A 17,062-nucleotide genomic window follows, 5' to 3' on the forward strand; every position below is an offset into this window, starting at 1 on the left:
CGCGTTCAGTCCTCCAGAAGCGTGGCCCTGGTGGTGAGGCGGCGCGGGCCGCGCAGCACGCGGGTGGCGCCGGTGAGCCGGACGTCCTGGCGCAGCGGCGGCTCGTCCGCCGACGGGCCGGCGGACAGCGTGATGAGCCCCGGCTCGACGATGCGGCGCAGCTCCACGCCGGTGTACGAGAACGCGTCCGCCGGCACGTCGAAGACCACCGTGCGGCTCCGCCCCGCCGCCAGGCGCACCCGCGCGAACCCGACGAGCTGGAGGGCCGGCCTCGCGACCTGCGCCACCGGGTCGGAGGCGTAGAGCTGCACGACCTCCTCGGCGGGCCGGTCGCCGGCGTTGCGCACGGTCACCGACACCTCGATCGTGCCGTCCACGGGGTAGTCGGTGCGGTCGGTGGTCATGGAGACGTACTCGATGTCGGCGTACGACAGGCCGTGCCCGAACGCGTACGCCGGGGTCGGGTCGAGCACCGTGATGCCCTCGGCCTTCCTGCCCAGGGGCGGCTGCAGGTAGGTGGAGGGGTTGATGGCGGGCGCGGCCGGGATCTGCACCGGCAGCCGCCCCGACGGGTTGACCCGGCCGCTGAGCACGCCGGCCAGCGCCGCGCCGCCCTCGACGCCGGGGAAGAACGCCTGGATCGCCGCCGCGACCCGGTCCTTGTAAGCGCCCAGCGCGTACGGCCGCCCGGACACCACGACGAGCACCGTCGGCGTGCCGGTGGCCAGCACCGCCTCGACGAGGTCCGGCTGGAGGCCGGGCAGCCGCAGGTCGGCGGCGTCGCAGCCCTCGCCGGAGGTGCCGCCGCCGAACAGCCCGGCCCGGTCGCCGACGAACAGCACCGCCAGGTCGCACCCGGCGGCCAGCTCCGCCGCCGGCGCGATGCCGGACGCGTCCTCGCCGGTCACGTCGGCGCCGAGGGCGTAGCGCAGCTCGGCATGCGGGAACTCGGCCGCCAGCCGCTCCCTGACGGAGGGGATCGGCAGGCCGGTGCCGTGCTCGGGGTAGCGGTCGAGGACGTGGTTGGGGAAGGCGTAGCAGCCGAGCAGCGTACGCGGGTCGTCGGCGCAGGGCCGAGCACGGCGATGCGCGCGGTGGTGGCGGGGTCGAGGGGCAGGACGCGGCCGGTGTTGCCGAGCAGGACGATGGAACGTTCCGCGACGGCGGTGGCGAGGCGGCGGTTGCGGGGGCTGTCCAGGTCCAGCTCCGGGGCCAGCTCCGGGGCCAGGTCCGAGTCCGGGTCGGCGTCCGGGGCGGCGTCGAGCAGGCCGAGCTCGATCTTCTGCCGAAGCACCCGCCGCACCGCCTCGTCCACCAGCGCCTCGTCCACCCGTCCCGCGCGGACGTGGCCCACCAGGTGCGCGCCGTACCCGTGGGTCTCGGGCAGCTCGACGTCGATGCCCGCCAGCATGGCCACCGCCCCCGCGTCGGGCAGGTCCTCGGCCACGCCGTGCATGGACGCCAGGAACGGGATGGACCAGTAGTCGGCCACCACCGTCCCGTCGAACCCCCACTCCTCGCGCAGCACGCCGCGCAGCAGGTGCGGGTTCGCGCCGACGGGCACGCCGTCGACGTCGGTGTAGGAGTTCATGACCGAGCGCGCCCCGCCCTCGCGCAGCGCCGTCTCGAACGGCGGCAGGATCACGTCGGCCAGCTCGCGCGGCCCGATGCTGACGGGCGCCTGGTTGCGGGCCGCGCGCGAGGCGGCGTATCCGGCGAAGTGCTTGAGGGTGGCGATGACGCCGGCGCCCTCCAGGCCGCGGACGTAGGCCGCCCCGAGCTGCCCCACCAGGTACGGGTCCTCCCCCAGCGTCTCCTCGACCCGGCCCCACCGGTAGTCCCTGACGACGTCGAGGACGGGCGAGAGCCCCTGGTGCACTCCGGCGGCGCGCAGGTCGGCGCCGATGGCCGCGGCCATGCGCTCGATCAGGCCGGGGTCGAAGGTGGCCGCCCAGGCCAGCGGCGTCGGGTACGCGGTCGCCCCGTACGTGGCGAACCCGGTCAGGCACTCCTCGTGGGCGATGGCGGGGATGCCGTGCCGGTTGGCGGCCATCACCTGCTCCTGCATGGAGCGCAGCCGGGCCGCGCCCTCGGCGGGGCTGACCGGCGCGGTGCCGTAGACGCGGGTCAGATGGCCCTGACCGTACCGCAGCCGCTCCTCCATGCCGTCGGCCACGGTGAAGCGGTCTTGGAGGGGGGCGACGTTGCCGGGCTCGTCGCTCTGGACCCACACGGACCCGAGCTGCGCGACCTTCTCCTCAAGGGTGAGGTCGGCCAGCAGGCTCTCCACCCGCTCCGCGGTCGTGCGGGCGGCGTCCCGCCAGGGCGCGAGGCCCGGCACGTTGACAGATGTCATGGTTGCGACCTTCGAGAGATTCATCCCGATCATTACGCCGGGACTTTAGGTGTCCCTCGCAAACTCGTCAAGAATATTTCGACACTATTCCGAAAATTTCGGGAACGGATTTCCGGAAGAACGGAAACGGTCCCCCACCACCCCTCTTGACCAGCACTCTTGGCGCTGTTACGCCGGTGAAACTTTCAAGAAACTTGTCCGCACGGAAGCGCCCGCCCCCCTGACAGGGAGCGGGCGCCGTCGTGCTGCGGAAGGTCAGGCCACGTTGCTCCCCTCGGCCTGGCGGTTGAGCGTTTCGAGGTCGAACGCGCCGGACTTGACGGCCGCGGTGAACGCCTCCCAGTCGCGGCGAGGAACCTCCAGCACCGCGTCCGGGTTGTCCACGTGGATGAGCTCCACGTGATCGTTGATCCGCTTCGCCGCGACGCGGCTGGCGTCGTGTGACATCTGCAGCACTCCTCTCGGTGCACCTGCGGTCTCCGCCCCGGTCACCCGTTCGCAGGAGGACCGGGGCGGTTGCGGGCAGCCTCGCATCCCGGCGGGTCGCTCGGCCAGCGATATGGCGAGCCGTCCGGTGAGGAAAACCCCTCCATGGATGACGATCTTTAGACCTCGGTGGTAGAAAGGCTCCCCGCGCGGCGCCTGGAGGGAAGAGAGAGCGCTGGATTTATGGATGTTTCTAGCTTCGTTGAAGCATTCATCCGGCGATGTCCGAGCTGTCTACAGTCCTACCCGTGGGGGCCCAAGTAACAAGGACGAACGTGTGGAGCGAGCTGCGCGTGAGCTCCACACCGAAGCTCTACATCTCGATCTCACCCAACCTCACCGCCCTTGCCATGCTCACCGACGCCCTCGCCGGCCGCCGGCGGGGCCTGCCCGAGTTATGGCGCCGGGCGATCAGCTCGCGCGTCGGCCCGTACGGGCACGAGGCCGTGCGGCCTTTGTCCGCGCCGGGCATCGCGATCGCGCCCGACAGCCTCGTCCCGCACTCCCCCGTCAGCGGCGACTTCTCCATCCAGGCCCAGATCAGCGCGCTGCACGAGCTCCCCGGCGAAGCCCTCGTCGAGGACCTGGAGCGCACGTTCGGCCCCGGCACGCCGCCGCCGCACTGGCGGGCGGCGGCCGAACGGCCCACCCGCTGGCTGCGCGGCTACGCCGGCGCCCTGGCCGACGTCTGGAGCACCACGGAGCCCCTGTGGAAGCGGGCCCGCCCGCTGCTGGACAGAGAGGTCGAGCGGGTCGGCGTGACGACCGTACGGGGCGGCCCCGAGCTGCTGCTCGGCGCCATCAGCGACCGCATCGTGTACGGCGAGCGCGGCCTGCTCCTGCCCGGCCCCGACCTCGGCACGCACGAGCTGGGCGACCGCCGGCTCGTCCTGGTGCCGATGCTGGCCGGCAAGGACGCGGTCGTCCTCGGCCTGGACGACCCCTCCGCCGTGTGGATCGCCTACCCGGTGCCCGGGGCGGAGTCCCTGTGGCGCAAACCCGTCGCGCCCGCCCTGGACGAGCTGTCCGCGCTCGTCGGGCCGGTACGGGCGGACCTGCTCTGCGCGCTCGACCAGCCCATGACCATGTCCATGCTGGCCACGGACATGAAGATCGCGCCCAGCGGCCTGACGTATCACTGCGACCGGCTGCGCGCCGGGCGGCTCATCACGAGGGAGCGGCGGGGGCGCGAGGTGTGGATCGCCCGCACCCACCGGGCCGAGGAGCTGCTGGAGCTGTTCCGGCGCTGAACGTGAGGAAGGGGATCCGGTGCTGAAGTTCCACCGCGACGCGCTGGACGGGTGCGCGGCGGCGGCCAGGGCGGCCTCCGGCGCGTTCGCCGCCCTGACCGGCCCCGCGCCGGACGCCGCGGCCTTCGGGGACGTCTCGGGCTCGGCGGCCATGGCCAGGGCGGCGGGCGACCTCAAGCGCGTCTCGGAGGAGGCGGCCCGGCTCCTGGGCAGCCGCCTGGAGGCGGTGGAGCGCGCCCTGGACGCCGTCGAACGCACCCTCACCACCGCCGACAGCACGGCGGTGCGGCGATGAGCGGGAACGACTCCGCTCGGGGCGGGCGGGTGCGGCGATGAGCGCGATCGACGAGGTCAGGGCGGCTCCCGGGGGTGGGGAGCTGGCCGACCTGGCCGCCAAGCTGGTGGGCGATCCCGGCGCGATCGGCGCGGCGGCCGGTGCGTGGCGCGCCGCCGCCGGCACGGGCGAGCGGCACACCGGCGCGCTGAGCGCCGCGGCGGCCGAGGTGGACGGCGCGTGGGAGGGCACCGGCGCCGACGCGTTCGCCGGCTACCTGGGCAAGGTGACCGGCTGCGGCGACCGGCTCCGGCAGGCGCTCACGGAGTGCGCCGACCACCTCGACGCGGCCGCCCGCACGCTGCGGGACGCGGAGGCGGCGGCACAGGACATCTGCCGCCAGTACGCCACCGCGGCCCAGGAACTACGCGCCACCGCCCAGGCACCGGCCACCCAGGCGACAGGCGGACAGCCTTCGAGCGGGCCGGTTATGAACGGACCGGCTTCGAGCGGGCAGGCGCAGGTCGTGCAGGCGACCGGCGGGCCGGCGCAGGCCGTGCCGCTCACCGAGGAGCAGATCGCGCAGGCGCTGCGTCCCATGCTCGACGAGGCCCGCACCGCGTTGCAGCGACTGGTCACCGACACCGGCGCGACCCTGTCCGGCACCGCAGGAAAGATCCAGGCGGCGCTCGCCGCCGTCCCGAACGTGGCGGCCGAGCTGCCCGAGCCCGACACTCAGCCGTTCACCCCATCGCCGGGCAGGCCGATCGGCTGGTCGCCCGCGCGCCTGGAGGGCCAGGAGACCGCGCTGGCCGCCGCCACCCACGGCTTGGGCAGCGGCGGTTTCGGCGGTTACGGCCCGAGCGGCCCGCCGCCCCCGGGTGGCGGCCCCGCCCCGCAGGGCCAGGTGGCCGACTGGATCAACCAGGCGATCGCGATACTCAAGGCGAACGGTGTCCCCGCCGACAAGATGAACCCGAACGACATCTGGCTGATCATCAAGCACGAGTCGGGCGGCAACCCGCACGCCATCAACAACTGGGACTCCAACGCCGCCAAGGGCACCCCGTCGAAGGGCCTGATGCAGACCATCGACCCCACGTTCAACAGCTACAAGCTGCCCGGCCACGGCGACATCTACAACCCGGTGGACAACATCATCGCCGGGGTGCGGTACAGCATCGCCCGCTACGGCTCGGTCTCGAACGTCCCGGGCGTCGTCGGCATGAAGACCGGCGGCGGTTACCGGGGCTACTGATCGAGCGCGGGCTTCGCGGCCCGCGCCGGGTCGAGGACGGGGCCTTCGGGGATGAGCTGGAGCAGGTTCACGGGCACGGGGGTGGCCTGGGCGGCCTGGTAGCCGAGCTTCTCGAGCACGTCCGTGCCGGGCACGGCGTAGCGGCGGCCGTCCTGGGTGACGAGGTAGTACGACTGCACGGCGTCGAGCCGGCCGTCGCCGGGCAGCACTCCGGCGAGGACGGCCTGGCCGGGCGGCAGGCGTACGAGGTCGGAGGCGTCGCCGTGCGGCGGGGGCAGGGTGGCGCCGGTGGTGAGGCGGACGCGGGTGGAGCCGGTGCCGGCGTAGACGGCGCAGAGCGGGGCGGCCGGGTCGTGGGCGGTCATGCGCGGCATGGCGGCGGGCAGGCCGTCGGCGGCGACGGTGTCGCGGGAGCGGGAGCGGGGGGCGGCGTTGGCGGTGGCCGCGTCCACGGGGATCTCCCTGACCGCGCCCCCGCCGTAGGCGGCCCGGCTGGCGGGGTCGCTGAGCAGGAGCGTGGCCTGGCCTTGGGTGATGGGGGCGAGGCCGTCGCCGAGGAGCACGTACCAGCGGGGGTCGCCGCCGGCCACGCCGTCGGCGCGGAACACCTGGCCGACGGCGGCGGCCTTGCCGCCGGGGCCGGTCACGGGCCGGCCGCGGCCGGGGATGGCGGGGGCCGCCAGGTCGGGGCCTTCGGGCAGCGCGTTCAGCCAGGAGACGGGCACGGCGGCGGGTGTGGCCGAGGTGAGGCCGCGGGCGATGCCGGGGGCCACCCGCATGCGGGTGCCGCGCCAGATCGCCCACGTCTGCCCGCCGACGTCCACGAGCACGGCGTCCCCTTCGGGAACGGGCGTGCCGCCGACCTGGCGGCCGGCGACGAGCGTCACGTACGGCTCGCGCCCGGTCCGCCCGGCCCGCTCCTGCACGCAGGCGGCCCAGGGGCCGCGGGCCAGGCTCGACGGGGCGGGCAGCGAGTCGGGGGCGCCGGGGATGCCGATGGCGGCACCGCGCTCGTACATGGCCAGCGCCTCGCGCGCGACGACCCGCTCCTTGACCTGCCCGGCGGCCAGGACGAGGCGGGCGGAGGCGTAGTTGGCGACGGGGATGAGCCGGCGTTGCTCCTGGCTGTAGACGAAGCGGGCGCCGGTCTCGCGCTCGATGATCAGTGTGCCGGGGCTCTCCAGGGACAGGGTGCCGCCGGGGCGCAGCAGGCCGTACACCGCGAAGCCGACGCAGAGCAGGACGGCGACCATGACGCCGGCCAGGAAGCCGACGGTCTGGCGGCGCAGCGGCCAGTCCGGCTGGTTGGGCTGGGCGCGCAGGAGGGCCAGCCCGATGCGTTGGAGGGTGAGGCGGTAGGCCTGGTAAAGGTCGCGCTGGCTGTGCACTCCGCCCCTCTGATCACACGAGTACCTTCTTACTCCAATTTATCGGGATAAAGGCCGGGAAGCGGGTCGGTTTCCGATTTGCGAACGGTTATTGATCAGTGAATGACATCCGCACCTGACCGCGGCCGGATGTCACAAAGTGGAGAACGTGAAACCGGATACGCGTTATCTCACTCCCGACGCGATCGGCGAGGTCCGGCGCAGCATCAGGGAAGAGCTGCTGCCGATCTTCACCGAGGTGCGCCAGATCTTCGAGGAGAACAAGGCGGTCGACTTCCCCGGCTGGGGGGCCGTGGGCGAGTGGACGGTCGGCGCGCTCTACCGGTCACTGCTCGACTCGTTCCTGCGCGACGCCGACGCCGTGCTCGCCGTCCTCGGCAAGTGGGAGGGCGAGGACCTGAAGCACGCGGAGCAGAACTGGCGCACCGCCGAAGACCTGGCCGTCCAGCGGGTCAAGCCATGAGCCGCAGGGTCGCGGATCCCGCCGTCCAGCGGGTCGAGCCGTGAGCCGCAGGGTCGCGGGCCGGGCCGCGGACGGCTCGGCGCTGCGGCAGGCGAAACGCGCCCCCGACCCGGCCGAGGTGCAGCGCACGCTGCGCCTGGCGGCCAGGCTGGAGCCGTCGATCGCGCTCGGCCTGCTGGCCACCGTCCCGGCCGTCGCGAACGTGCCGGGCATCTGGACCGCGGCCTCCAACCTCCAGGCGGGCGCCGGCGGCCGGCTCGACAAGCCGGCCAACAACGCGCTCAACGACGTGATCAGGACGTCGGGCGAGAAGTGGATCGCCGAGGACCAGAAGGCGTTCGCCGCCGCGGCCACCGAGCTGCGCGCCCACCTCGACGCCTTCCGCACGAACGTGCAGTGGGCGGCCTCGCACGTGGACGGCATCGGCGACGGGTTCGCCGTGTACTGGGGCGCGGCGGCCGGGATCGCCCGCACGACGTACCTGCGGCTGCTGCGGCTGCAGGCGCTCGCGCTGGTCCCGCAGACCAGGGTGGCGGCGCGGGTCGCCATGCGCGCGACCGCCGCTCAGGCGAACGCGGCGCTGGCCGCGGCGGGCGGCCGGTTGCAGGCGTTCCTGGGCTCGACGCTGAGCGCGGTCGCCGCCTACAGCGGCGGCACGGCGGCCCTGCAGCTCAGGTTCATGCGGCCGGACGGGGCCGCGGCGATCGACTTCGGCCGCGCGGCCATCGACACGGCGAAGGCGGGCACGTTCGCCGAGCCGCCCGCGAGCGGGCTGCCCGCCGCGACCAGCACGTTCGGCTGGCGGGTCCGGACACCGGACGGCGACATGGACCTGGACGACGTGGTACGCAACCAGCCATAGGGGACGGCCAGCCGGGTAAGGGGATCAGTCGGCGGAGGGATCAGTCGGCGGGAGGTCAGCCGGCGGAGGCGGCCGGTCGGCCGGTGAAGGGCGGTCAGCCGGCGAAGGCGGTCTGGACGAGCTTCTCGCCCGACCGCCGGTCCACGTGGATGCCCCGCCCGGGAGGCAGCTGCCGTGGCCGCACGTTGCCGAAGAGCTGCCCCTCGTCCCTGGGCCCCGACAGCAGCAGCGCGGGCGTGCTCATCTCCTTCAGCCGCCGCACCACCGGGTCCATCATGCTGCGCCCGGCGCCGCCCATGGCGCGGGCCAGCACCAGGTGCAGCCCGATGTCGCGGGCCTGGGGCAGCAGGTCGCCGAGCACGGCCAGCGGGTTGGCGGAGGTGGCGACGAGGTCGTAGTCGTCCACGATCACGTACAGGTCCTGGCCGGTCCACCAGCTGCGCGTCCTGAGCTGCTCGGAGGTCAGGTCGGGGGGCGGCAGCCGCTCCTGCATGACCTCGTGCACCCCCTTGAGCAGGGTGGTGGCGGCGGTGCTGGAGGCGGCGTAGCCGATGCGGTGCGGGGTGTCGGTGGCGTCGAGCAGCGAGCGCCGGTAGTCGATGACCACGAAGCGGGCCTGCGCGGGCGTGCGCCCGTCCGCGATGCCCCGGGCGATCACCTTCAGCAGGTTGCTCTTGCCGCTCTCGGTGTCGCCGAACACCACGAAGTGCGGGTCGGCGTCGAAGTCGAGCAGGACGGGCGCGAGCGCGGCCTCGTCGATGCCGATCGGCACGCGCGTGCCGTCGGGCGGCGGCGCGGGCAGCGTGTGGGCGGGCAGCAGGGCGGGCAGCAGCCGCACCGGCGGGGCCGGATGGTCGTGCCAGGCCGCCCGCGCGGCCTCGACCAGGGCCGCGACGCCGTCGGCCAGGTCGTCCACGGTGGAGCGGCCGTCGATGCGCGGCAGCGCGGCCAGGAAGTGCAGCGACTCGCGGGTCAGGCCGCGCCCGGGGGCGCGCTCGGGCACGTTCGCGGCGGCCCTGCGGTCGATCTCGGAGTCGAACGCGTCGCCGAGCCGCAGCTCCAGCCGGGTGCCGAGCAGGTCGCGCACGCCGGTGCGGAACTCCATCCACCGGTTCGCGGTGCCGACGACGTGCACGCCGAACCCGAGCCCGCGCGTCACCAGGTCGCCGAGGTCGCCTTCGAGCTGCTCGTACTCCTGGCGCAGCACCGACCACCCGTCCACCACCAGGAACACGTCACCCCAGCCGTCGCCCTCGTAGGCGCCCGAGGCGACCATCCGCCGGTAGGTGGCCATGGAGTCGATGCCGCGCTCCACGAACAACCGCTCGCGCCGCTCCAGCACGCCCCGCACCTCGGCCACGGTCCTGCGCACCGCGTCGGCGTCGAGCCGGGCGGCCACCCCACCGACGTGCGGCAGCCCGGACAGCGCCGACAGCGTGCCGCCGCCGAAGTCCAGGCAGTAGAACTGCACCTCCTTCGGGGTGTGGGTGAGCGCGAGCGAGGCGATCAGCGTGCGCAGCAGCGTGCTCTTGCCCGTCTGCGGCGCGCCGACGATCGCGACGTTGCCCGCCGCGCCCGACAGGTCCAGCCAGTACGGGTCCCGCCGCTGGTCGAACGGGCTGTCCACGATCCCGGCGACGGCGTGCAACCGTCCCGGCCGCTCCGGGGCCGTGCCGGCGGCGGTGAGCCCGTGCGCGGGCGTGGCCTCGATGCGCGGCAGGAGCCGGTCGAGCGAGGCGGGCTCCTTCAGCGGCGGCAGCCAGATGCGGTGCGCCTCGGGGCCCTGCCCGGCCAGCCGCTCCACCACGATGTCGAGCAGCGTGTCCTGCCTGCCCGGGTCGTCCGCCACGGGGGGCGCCTCGACGGCGGGCGGCGCGGGCACCCGTTCCGCGCCGTACCAGACGATCTTGCCGCGGTGGCTCTTGGGGGCGGCCGGCGTGTGCTGCTGCTGCCTCGGCCGGTACGGGCCGGAGACGTAGGCGGCCTTGAACCGGGTCATTCCGGTCGTCTCGAACATCAGGTACGCGTTGCCCGGCTCGGGCGGCAGCGCGTACGCGTCCGCGACGCCCAGCACCGCCCGGCTCTCGGCGGCCGAGAACGTGCGCAGCCCGATCCGGTACGACAGGTGCGTGTCGAGCCCGCGCAGCCGCCCCGCCTCCAGCCGCTGCGAGGCCAGCAGCAGGTGCACGCCGAGCGAGCGGCCGAGCCGCCCGATCATCACGAACAGCTCGATGAACTCCGGCTTGGCCGACAGCAGCTCGCTGAACTCGTCCAGCACGATGAACAGCGTCGGCAGCGGCTCCAGCGCGGCGCCCTGCTCGCGGGCCTGCTCGTAGTCGCGCAGCGAGGCGTAGTTCCCGGCCGCGCGCAACAGCTCCTGGCGGCGTACCAGCTCGCCGTGCAGCGCGTCGTGCATGCGGTCGACCAGCGGCAGCTCGTCCTCCAGGTTGGTGATCACCGCGGAGACGTGCGGCAGCGCGTCGAGCCCGAGGAACGTGGCGCCGCCCTTGAAGTCGACCAGCACGAAGTTCAGCACCTCGGAGGAGTGCGTGATCGCCAGCGCGAGCACCAGCGTGCGCAGCAGCTCCGACTTGCCGGAACCGGTCGCGCCCACCACCAGCCCGTGCGGGCCCATGCCGCCCTGGGCGGCCTCCTTGATGTCCAGCTCGACCGGCCGCCCGTCGGCGCCGAGCCCGATCGGCACCCGCAGCCGGTTCCTGACCGGGCGCGGCTGCCAGGTGAGCCGGGGCGAGAGCTGCCGCGGGTCGCCGAGCCGGAGCAGGTCGGTGAGGGTGGTGTTGGTGGCGAACACGTCCTGCGACTCGGCGCCGCCCCCGGCGGTCGGGGGCCGCAGGGGTGCGAGCTGCCTGGCCAGCGCGGCGAACGCGGCCGGCGCCATCCGGTCAGGACGCCCCAGTACGGTCCTGACCTCCTTGCCCAGCTCGTCCTGCGCGACCCGGACCAGCTCGCCGGGCGTCACCTCCAGCCGCAGGGTGAGCTGCGCCGGCGCCTGCGGGGTCGCGCCGCTCAGGTCGATCACGGTCACGCCCTCGATGACGTCGAGCCCGAGCTGGCTGCCCGCCGGCACCGTCCCGCCGTCCACGACCACCACGTGGTACGGCACCACGTCCGACAGCCCCTTGCTGAACCGGGGCCGGTCCTTCAGCTCGAACCCCAGCAGCTCGTCCAGCTCGCCCAGGTCCCCCGTGATCAGCCGCACCGGCCCGGCCCCGTCCTCCTCCTCGGGGTGCAGAGCGTGCGGCAGCCACTTCACCGGCTCCCACTCGGCGGCGCGCTCGCCCCCGGCGCACACCGAGATCCGCAGGTCCTCCGGCGAGTGCAGCGCCGCCGCCTGGGCCAGCGCCGCCCGCACGAGGTCGCGGGCCGCCGCCGGGTCGCCGGTGAGCACGATCCGCGCGAACGAGTGCAGCGCCAGCGCGACGGGCAGCCCGGGAACGGTCGCGTGCGTGCGCACGAACCGGCGCAGCGCCCCCGCCGTCATCGGGTCGAGGTCCTCGACCGGCCTGGTCTCGGGCGGGATCATCGGCAGCGCCAGCCGCTGCGCCGACGTGGCGATCCTGACCTGCGCGAAGTCGTCGTCGCGTGGCCGCCGCTCCCACAGCCGGGTGGTCATCACCAGCGACCACAGGGCGGTGGGGTCGGGGTGGCTCCACGTCATGGCGCAGTGCTGCTGCGCGGCGGCCTGCCGGACCCGCTTCCTGACCTGCTCCAGGTAGCGGTAGTAGTCGCGGCGCCGGCCGTTGAGCTCGTTCTTGCGCTCGCCGGCGTTGCGCATCATCTGGCCCACGCTCATGCCGACCATGGAGATCGCGAACAGGCCGCTGGAGACCAGCATGATCGGGTTGCCGGTGGAGCCGCCGGTGAACATCAGCGCCATCGCGCCCGCCCCGGCGATCATCGGCAGGTACGTCAGGAGCTGGGTCAGCCCGCCGCCCGTCACGGTCTCCGGGATCTCCGGCGGGGACTCCAGCAGCACCTCACCCCCGGGAGGCTCGGGCGGCCTGCGCCGCTCCGGCCTGCCCACCACGATCAGGCTCACGACCCCCATGGAAGTCGCTGACGTAGGGATATATCCGATATTTCAAATTTCCTAGACGCTTTTCGCCCGCCACACTCGAGATCCGATCCATACACTCGTCCGTTGTGAGCGCCACCGGAACCGACCTGTGCCGGGTCACCGTCGTGACCCCGCGCGGCTTCCTGGACCTGGGCCTGCCGCCGGACATCCCGCTGGGCAACCTCCTGCCGACGCTGCTGCGCATCGCGGGCGAGAGCCTGGCCGAGGCGGGCCTGGCCCACGGCGGCTGGGTGCTCCAGCGGCTGGGCGGGCCGCCGTTCGCCCCCGACGCGACGCTGGCGGAGCTGGCCGTGCACGACGGCGAGCTGCTGCACCTGCGCCCGCGCGGCCACGAGCTGCCCGAGGTCGTCTTCGACGACGTCGCCGACGCGGTCGCCACCGGCGTGCTGGAACGCACCGGCCGCTGGCAGCCCGCCACCACCAGGACCTACGGGCTGCGGGCCGCCGCCGCCCTGCTCGTGCTGGGCGCCGCCGCCCTGCCCACCGTTGGGCCGCCCTGGCCCCCCGTCGCGCTCGTCACCGGAGCCGTCGCGCTCGTGCTGCTGCTGGTCGCCGTGGCCCTGTCGCGGGCGCTCGGCGACGCCGCCTCCGGCGCCGCGATCGGGTACGCGGCCCTGCCCTACGGCTTCCTCGCCGGCCTGACCGGCCCCGCCTCCGGCACGGCGCTCCTCGAACCCGACAACCTGCTGGCGGCCTGCGGCGTGCTGCTGATGCTCGCCACGGCGACCGGGTTCGCGGTGGCCGGCGGGCTGCCCGCCTTCCTCGGCGTGGCCGTCGCCGCGCTCGCCGGGCTGGTCGCGTCCGGGCTGGTCATGGCGTACGACCTGCACGCGGCCGGCGTGGCGTCGGTGCTGGCGGCCCTCGCCGTGGGGCTGACCACCGCGATCCCCGCGCTGTCGGTACGGCTGGCGGGCATGCCGCTGCCCGCGCTGCCCACCACGGCGGAGGAGCTGCGCCGCGAGGGCGGCGACCTGGACGGCGAGCTCGTCCTCGACCGGACCGTGGTGGCCGACCGCTTCTGCACCGGGCTCCTGGGCGCCGTCGCGCTGATCGTGCTCGCCGCCCAGGCGCTGCTCCTGCTGGAGGGCACCTGGACGGCGCTGGCGATGAGCGGCGCGCTGTCGTTGTCGCTGCTCATGCGGGCCCGCGTGTTCGAGGGGCGGGGGCAGCGGGCCTGGCTGCTGTCCGCGACGCTGCTCGGCGTCGCCCTGCCCGCCGCCGGCGCCGTCGTCACGGCGGCGGACCCCACCGTGCTCTACCTGATCGTGCCGGGCCTCGTCGTGCTCGCCCTCGCCGTGGCCGGGACGGCGCTGTGGCTGGCCACCGCCCGCCCGTCCCCCTTCTGGGGCCGGGCCGGCGACATCCTCGACATCCTGCTGATGATCGCGCTGATCCCGCTCGCGCTGGCCGTCATGGACCTGTACGAGACGATTCGCGGGCTGGTGAGCTAGAGAGTGCGCTCGATCCTGGCCAGCTCGGCCGTCGCCCGGTCCATGGCCTCCTCGTACGCCTCCCGCGCGGCACGCAGGCGCACGTCGGCCGGGTTGTTCTCGGCGGCCAGGTCGAGCGGGCCGTCCCCGAGCACGTCGCGCAGCAGCTCCGCCGACCTGGCCTGCATGTCGGCCAGGGACTCGGCGAGCAGCAGCAGGATCGTCTGCGACAGGCGCTGCGAGCCCCAGCGCAGCGCGCGCGGGTCGATGTCCAGCGCCGTGACGCCCTGGGCCCCGCACTCGACCCGGACCAGCCTGTCCGGGTCCTGCGCGACGCCCTTGACGGCCATGACCTGACGGTAGAGCTCGTCCAGGCCCTCCTCGTCCGGTCGCCGGGCCTCGGCGATCAGCTTGTCGATGGCGCCGTCGTCCAACACTGCCTTCGCACCTCCGTCCAGCACTGCCTTCACGCCTCCGTCCAGCACTGCCTTCACGCCTCCGTTCCCGTCGCGTGGCCGGCGGCCGCGTCGAACGGTGACTGCCGCACAGTGGGCCGGCCGGCGCCCGTGGAGGCGTCCAGGGCCGTGCTTCTGAACCGGTCCGCGACCGCCGTCTGCGCCGTCACCCCGCCGGCCACCACCGTCGCGCCGCCCAGCGCGACCTTGCCGCCCGCCGACATGCTCGCCAGCCGCTGCACCACCCGCGACAGCAGCCCGGAGTTGCTCGCGATCCACGCCCTGGCCCTGGCCGCGATCTGCCCGGCCTGCTGGTCGGCGCGGCGGCCGAACCCCGTCGCCGCCACCTCCGCGGCGACCTTCGTGTACGGGTTGAACTGCGCCACCCGGTACATCACCCCGGCCGTCAGGATGCTCGCCCCGGCCAGGAAGGCGGCCTTGCCGAGCACGTCGTACACGTCGGCCGTCAGGTTCAGGCTGTCGGCCGACGCCTGCGGCGAGGCGGCCTTGTTCTCGGCGTCGTCGGCGTACGCGGTCACCTCCTGCGTGGCCAGATCGGCACTGAGCGAGGTCCACTCGACGTCCCGCTTCGCGGCCTCCACCAGCTCCGGGTGCTCGCGCAGGGCCGTGGCCAGCGCCTGGTACGCCTGCGCCGCCGCCCGCTGCTGCGCCGTGTCGCCGTACAGGAGGGGCAGGATCAGCGTCGCGTAGCGGGCCCGGCCCAGGCCGAGCATCATCGCGCCGGCGGCGGCCATCGCGGAGCCCTCGATGACGGAGTACGGCTGCTCCATCATCGCGGCCTCGCCACGTTCGCGGCGCCCCGCTGGTCGGCGTCCAGATAGGCGTTGGCCGAGTCGAACGCCTTGTCGTGGATGCCCGACACCTCGTCGCGCTTGGCCAGCAGGTACCGCTGCGCAGCCCGCTTCACCTCGTCGAACGCGTCCCCGAGCGAGGCGCCGAGCAGGCCGAACGCGCCGTACGCGCCCGAGGAGAGCTCCACCTGCGAGATGCCCCGCAGCATGGTCTCCAGCTCGCTCATGGGCCGGTCGGCCATCGAGCGGCCCAGCGTGCGGATCGACTCGATCTGCGCCGCGACGGCGTCCCGGGAGGTCATGCCGTCACCCCACCACCGGCGGGCCGGCCTCGATCACCGGGCGGAAGAAGTCGTCGTCGGCGCTCCGCGCGGGCGTGGCGCGGCCGGCGGGCCTGCTCTCCTGGGGTGCGGCGCCGCCGAACGGCAGGAACGGCGCTCCCGCCGTGCCGGGCGCGGCCGGCTCGGCGCCGGTCGCGGGCGGGCGGGTGGCGGGCCAGGAGCCGTCCACGACCGGGACGCTGCCGGGCCGCACGGACGGGCCGGCGCCCTGGGCGGCGCTGGCGGTGGACGGGTCGCGGAAGGGGCTGACGACCGGGTTGTGGGCCGGCTCGCCTGCCGGGCTCTTCAGGCCGGGCCGGGCCGAGGGGTGGCCGGGGTGAGGGAGGGGGGTGCGGTGGCCGGCTGCCCGGCTCCCGCATATGGGCCCGCAACGCCTGCCGCGCTACCAGGAACGCCGCCCGCCGGCGTGGTGCCGGGAACGCTGCCCGGCGCGGCGCCGGCCTGACCCTGGCCCGGGCCCTGGCCCGGGGTGAGGCCGCTGAGCTGCCCGGTTCCCGCCGGCGCCGGCACGGTCGGCGGTTGCGCGGAGGCCGCCAGGTTGCCACCGGGTGGCTGCGCCCCAGGGGCCGCCTGGTATCCGGCCGGCTGGTAGGGCTGCGGCGCGGTGGTCGCCTGGCCGCCGGAGTGCTGGGCGAGCTGGGTCGCCGACCGTACCGGCACCGTGTCCTCGTACGGCAGATCGCCCCCGCTCACCGGCGTCGCCGGCCGCTCGGCGGGCGGCAGGTACGGGGCGGGCGAGGCGAGCTGGGCGTCCCACGGCAGCCGGTCCGGCAGCGCCGTGTGCGCGTTGTGGAACGCGCTGTTGAGCCGGGTCATGAACTCCTTGGCCCTCCCGTCCCCGTTGTCGGGCGATCCCGACCCCATCGCGTAGTAGTTGTGAGGCGCGGTCTCCTGCTCGAACCGCTCCTTGGCGGAGGTCAGCGCCTGGCTGACGGTCTGCAGCGAGGGCGGGACGCGGTCCACGGCGTCGCGCAGCGCCATCAGGTACGTCTGGAGCCGGTTCATGCGGGTGAGCATGGCCTTGGCGGACTCCCCGCCCCAGTTCCCGTCGGCCACGAGGCGGGCCGCGGCGTCGCCCAGCGTGGTGATCGCCGTGGTGAGGAGCCGGGAGGTGGCCAGGTACCCGTCCGCGACGTGGCCGAACTCCTCCGGCCTGGTGCCCATGACCAGCGCCTTGATGGCGTCGCGGCCGCCGTACAGGTTGGGGTTGCCGCCTTGCAGGCAGCCGTTCTTGATGGGGGTCGGCTCGGGCACTACTCGCTCCGTGGCACGGCGCGCCGGTCGGCGTCCCGTACGGTGTCGGCGGTGGCGACCAGGTCGTCGATGACGCGCTGGACCTGCTCCGCCACGAACCCCACCGTCTCCCCCGTGGCCTGCCGGGCCCGGCCCACGGTGTCGGCGTACCCCTGCGCGATGTCCCAGGTGCCCGCGGCGCCCTGGGGCAGGTCGGTCACCTGGTAGCGCAGCGCTTCGAGCTGCGGCAGCAGGTCCCTGGAGAGCTTGCCCGCCACGTCGTGCAGCGCCTCCGGCCTGCACCGCGCCTGGTCCTCGGCGGTGTCCGGGTCGATCAGCGGCTCGTTCACGTCGG

Annotated in this window: 17 protein-coding genes; 6 read left to right on the forward strand and 11 right to left on the reverse strand. The window is 74.4% G+C overall.

From position 1 onward, the window contains the following. Positions 1-5: 5 nt before the first annotated feature. The 3 genes from KIS93_RS66370 to KIS93_RS46175 form a co-directional block, all read right to left on the reverse strand. Positions 6-908: a glycoside hydrolase family 3 C-terminal domain-containing protein gene (locus tag KIS93_RS66370; protein WP_246005465.1), complete on the reverse strand. Its 903-nt coding sequence runs from the start codon at positions 906-908 to the stop codon at positions 6-8. Further along, positions 905-2,356, reverse strand: coding sequence for a glycoside hydrolase family 3 protein (locus tag KIS93_RS66375; RefSeq protein WP_246005466.1), 1,452 nt, complete (start codon positions 2,354-2,356; stop codon positions 905-907). Before KIS93_RS66375 ends, KIS93_RS66370 begins: the two co-directional genes overlap by 4 nt. 255 nt (positions 2,357-2,611) lie before the next feature. After that, complete coding sequence (locus KIS93_RS46175) at positions 2,612-2,803, reverse strand: hypothetical protein (protein WP_155128294.1); 192 nt, start codon at positions 2,801-2,803, stop codon at positions 2,612-2,614. 332 nt (positions 2,804-3,135) lie between these two features. On the opposite strand from KIS93_RS46175, the gene KIS93_RS46180 reads away from it, so the two are divergent. Genes KIS93_RS46180 through KIS93_RS46190 form a run of 3 tightly spaced genes read left to right on the forward strand, consistent with a single transcriptional unit; the run spans position 3,136 to position 5,624 of the window. Further along, positions 3,136-4,092: an ArsR/SmtB family transcription factor gene (locus tag KIS93_RS46180; RefSeq protein ID WP_155128296.1), complete on the forward strand. Its 957-nt coding sequence runs from the start codon at positions 3,136-3,138 to the stop codon at positions 4,090-4,092. 19 nt (positions 4,093-4,111) lie between these two features. Then, entirely contained in the window at positions 4,112-4,387 is a 276-nt protein-coding gene (locus KIS93_RS46185) for a hypothetical protein (protein WP_080041638.1), read from the forward strand. A gap of 37 nt (positions 4,388-4,424) precedes the next feature. Beyond that, positions 4,425-5,624: a transglycosylase SLT domain-containing protein gene (locus KIS93_RS46190; protein WP_080041639.1), complete on the forward strand. Its 1,200-nt coding sequence runs from the start codon at positions 4,425-4,427 to the stop codon at positions 5,622-5,624. Here KIS93_RS46190 and eccB read toward each other — a convergent pair. Further along, positions 5,618-7,012 (reverse strand): type VII secretion protein EccB, encoded by a 1,395-nt coding sequence (gene eccB / locus KIS93_RS46195; protein WP_080041640.1) that lies wholly within the window; start codon positions 7,010-7,012, stop codon positions 5,618-5,620. The genes KIS93_RS46190 and eccB overlap by 7 nt on opposite strands. A gap of 148 nt (positions 7,013-7,160) precedes the next feature. On the opposite strand from eccB, the gene KIS93_RS46200 reads away from it, so the two are divergent. Beyond that, complete coding sequence (locus tag KIS93_RS46200) at positions 7,161-7,475, forward strand: hypothetical protein (protein WP_155128298.1); 315 nt, start codon at positions 7,161-7,163, stop codon at positions 7,473-7,475. 40 nt (positions 7,476-7,515) lie between these two features. After that, positions 7,516-8,337, forward strand: coding sequence for a hypothetical protein (locus KIS93_RS46205; RefSeq protein ID WP_080041642.1), 822 nt, complete (start codon positions 7,516-7,518; stop codon positions 8,335-8,337). A 94-nt stretch (positions 8,338-8,431) separates the two neighbouring features. Here KIS93_RS46205 and eccCa read toward each other — a convergent pair whose 3' ends face one another. Continuing rightward, positions 8,432-12,397, reverse strand: a complete 3,966-nt coding sequence (eccCa, locus tag KIS93_RS46210) for a type VII secretion protein EccCa (RefSeq protein ID WP_080047101.1) — start codon at positions 12,395-12,397, stop codon at positions 8,432-8,434. 104 nt (positions 12,398-12,501) lie between these two features. Between eccCa and eccD the strand changes: the two genes are divergently transcribed. Continuing rightward, positions 12,502-13,887, forward strand: a complete 1,386-nt coding sequence (gene eccD / locus KIS93_RS46215) for a type VII secretion integral membrane protein EccD (protein ID WP_186404817.1) — start codon at positions 12,502-12,504, stop codon at positions 13,885-13,887. On the opposite strand, the gene KIS93_RS46220 is transcribed toward eccD, so the two are convergent. The 6 genes from KIS93_RS46220 to KIS93_RS46245 form a co-directional block, all read right to left on the reverse strand. Then, positions 13,884-14,303 (reverse strand): hypothetical protein, encoded by a 420-nt coding sequence (locus KIS93_RS46220; RefSeq protein ID WP_155128302.1) that lies wholly within the window; start codon positions 14,301-14,303, stop codon positions 13,884-13,886. The genes eccD and KIS93_RS46220 overlap by 4 nt on opposite strands. A 53-nt stretch (positions 14,304-14,356) precedes the next feature. Further along, on the reverse strand, positions 14,357-15,115 hold the full coding sequence (locus KIS93_RS46225; protein WP_155128304.1) for a hypothetical protein: 759 nt from the start codon (positions 15,113-15,115) through the stop codon (positions 14,357-14,359). Further along, a complete protein-coding gene (locus tag KIS93_RS46230; RefSeq protein ID WP_080041646.1) occupies positions 15,112-15,435 on the reverse strand; it encodes a hypothetical protein in 324 nt (107 codons plus the stop codon). Before KIS93_RS46230 ends, KIS93_RS46225 begins: the two co-directional genes overlap by 4 nt. A gap of 4 nt (positions 15,436-15,439) precedes the next feature. Further along, positions 15,440-15,643: a hypothetical protein gene (locus KIS93_RS46235; RefSeq protein ID WP_186404818.1), complete on the reverse strand. Its 204-nt coding sequence runs from the start codon at positions 15,641-15,643 to the stop codon at positions 15,440-15,442. A gap of 116 nt (positions 15,644-15,759) precedes the next feature. Continuing rightward, on the reverse strand, positions 15,760-16,728 hold the full coding sequence (locus tag KIS93_RS46240; RefSeq protein WP_186404819.1) for a hypothetical protein: 969 nt from the start codon (positions 16,726-16,728) through the stop codon (positions 15,760-15,762). After that, on the reverse strand, positions 16,728-17,057 hold the full coding sequence (locus KIS93_RS46245; RefSeq protein ID WP_080041648.1) for a hypothetical protein: 330 nt from the start codon (positions 17,055-17,057) through the stop codon (positions 16,728-16,730). The genes KIS93_RS46240 and KIS93_RS46245 overlap by 1 nt, the downstream gene beginning before the upstream one ends. Positions 17,058-17,062 lie beyond the last annotated feature (5 nt).

It is taken from the genome of [Actinomadura] parvosata subsp. kistnae, from assembly GCF_900323885.1.
Classification (GTDB): domain Bacteria; phylum Actinomycetota; class Actinomycetes; order Streptosporangiales; family Streptosporangiaceae; genus Nonomuraea; species Nonomuraea composti.

What these genes read in the sequence shown, in the direction of transcription:
- KIS93_RS66375 (WP_246005466.1), bottom strand. Translation starts at nt 2,356, where the DNA reads ATGACATCTGTCAACGTGCCGGGCCTCGCGCCCTGGCGGGACGCCGCC.
- KIS93_RS46175 (WP_155128294.1), bottom strand. Translation starts at nt 2,803, where the DNA reads ATGTCACACGACGCCAGCCGCGTCGCGGCGAAGCGGATCAACGATCAC.
- KIS93_RS46190 (WP_080041639.1), top strand. Translation starts at nt 4,425, where the DNA reads ATGAGCGCGATCGACGAGGTCAGGGCGGCTCCCGGGGGTGGGGAGCTG.
- KIS93_RS46225 (WP_155128304.1), bottom strand. Translation starts at nt 15,115, where the DNA reads ATGATGGAGCAGCCGTACTCCGTCATCGAGGGCTCCGCGATGGCCGCC.
- KIS93_RS46230 (WP_080041646.1), bottom strand. Translation starts at nt 15,435, where the DNA reads ATGACCTCCCGGGACGCCGTCGCGGCGCAGATCGAGTCGATCCGCACG.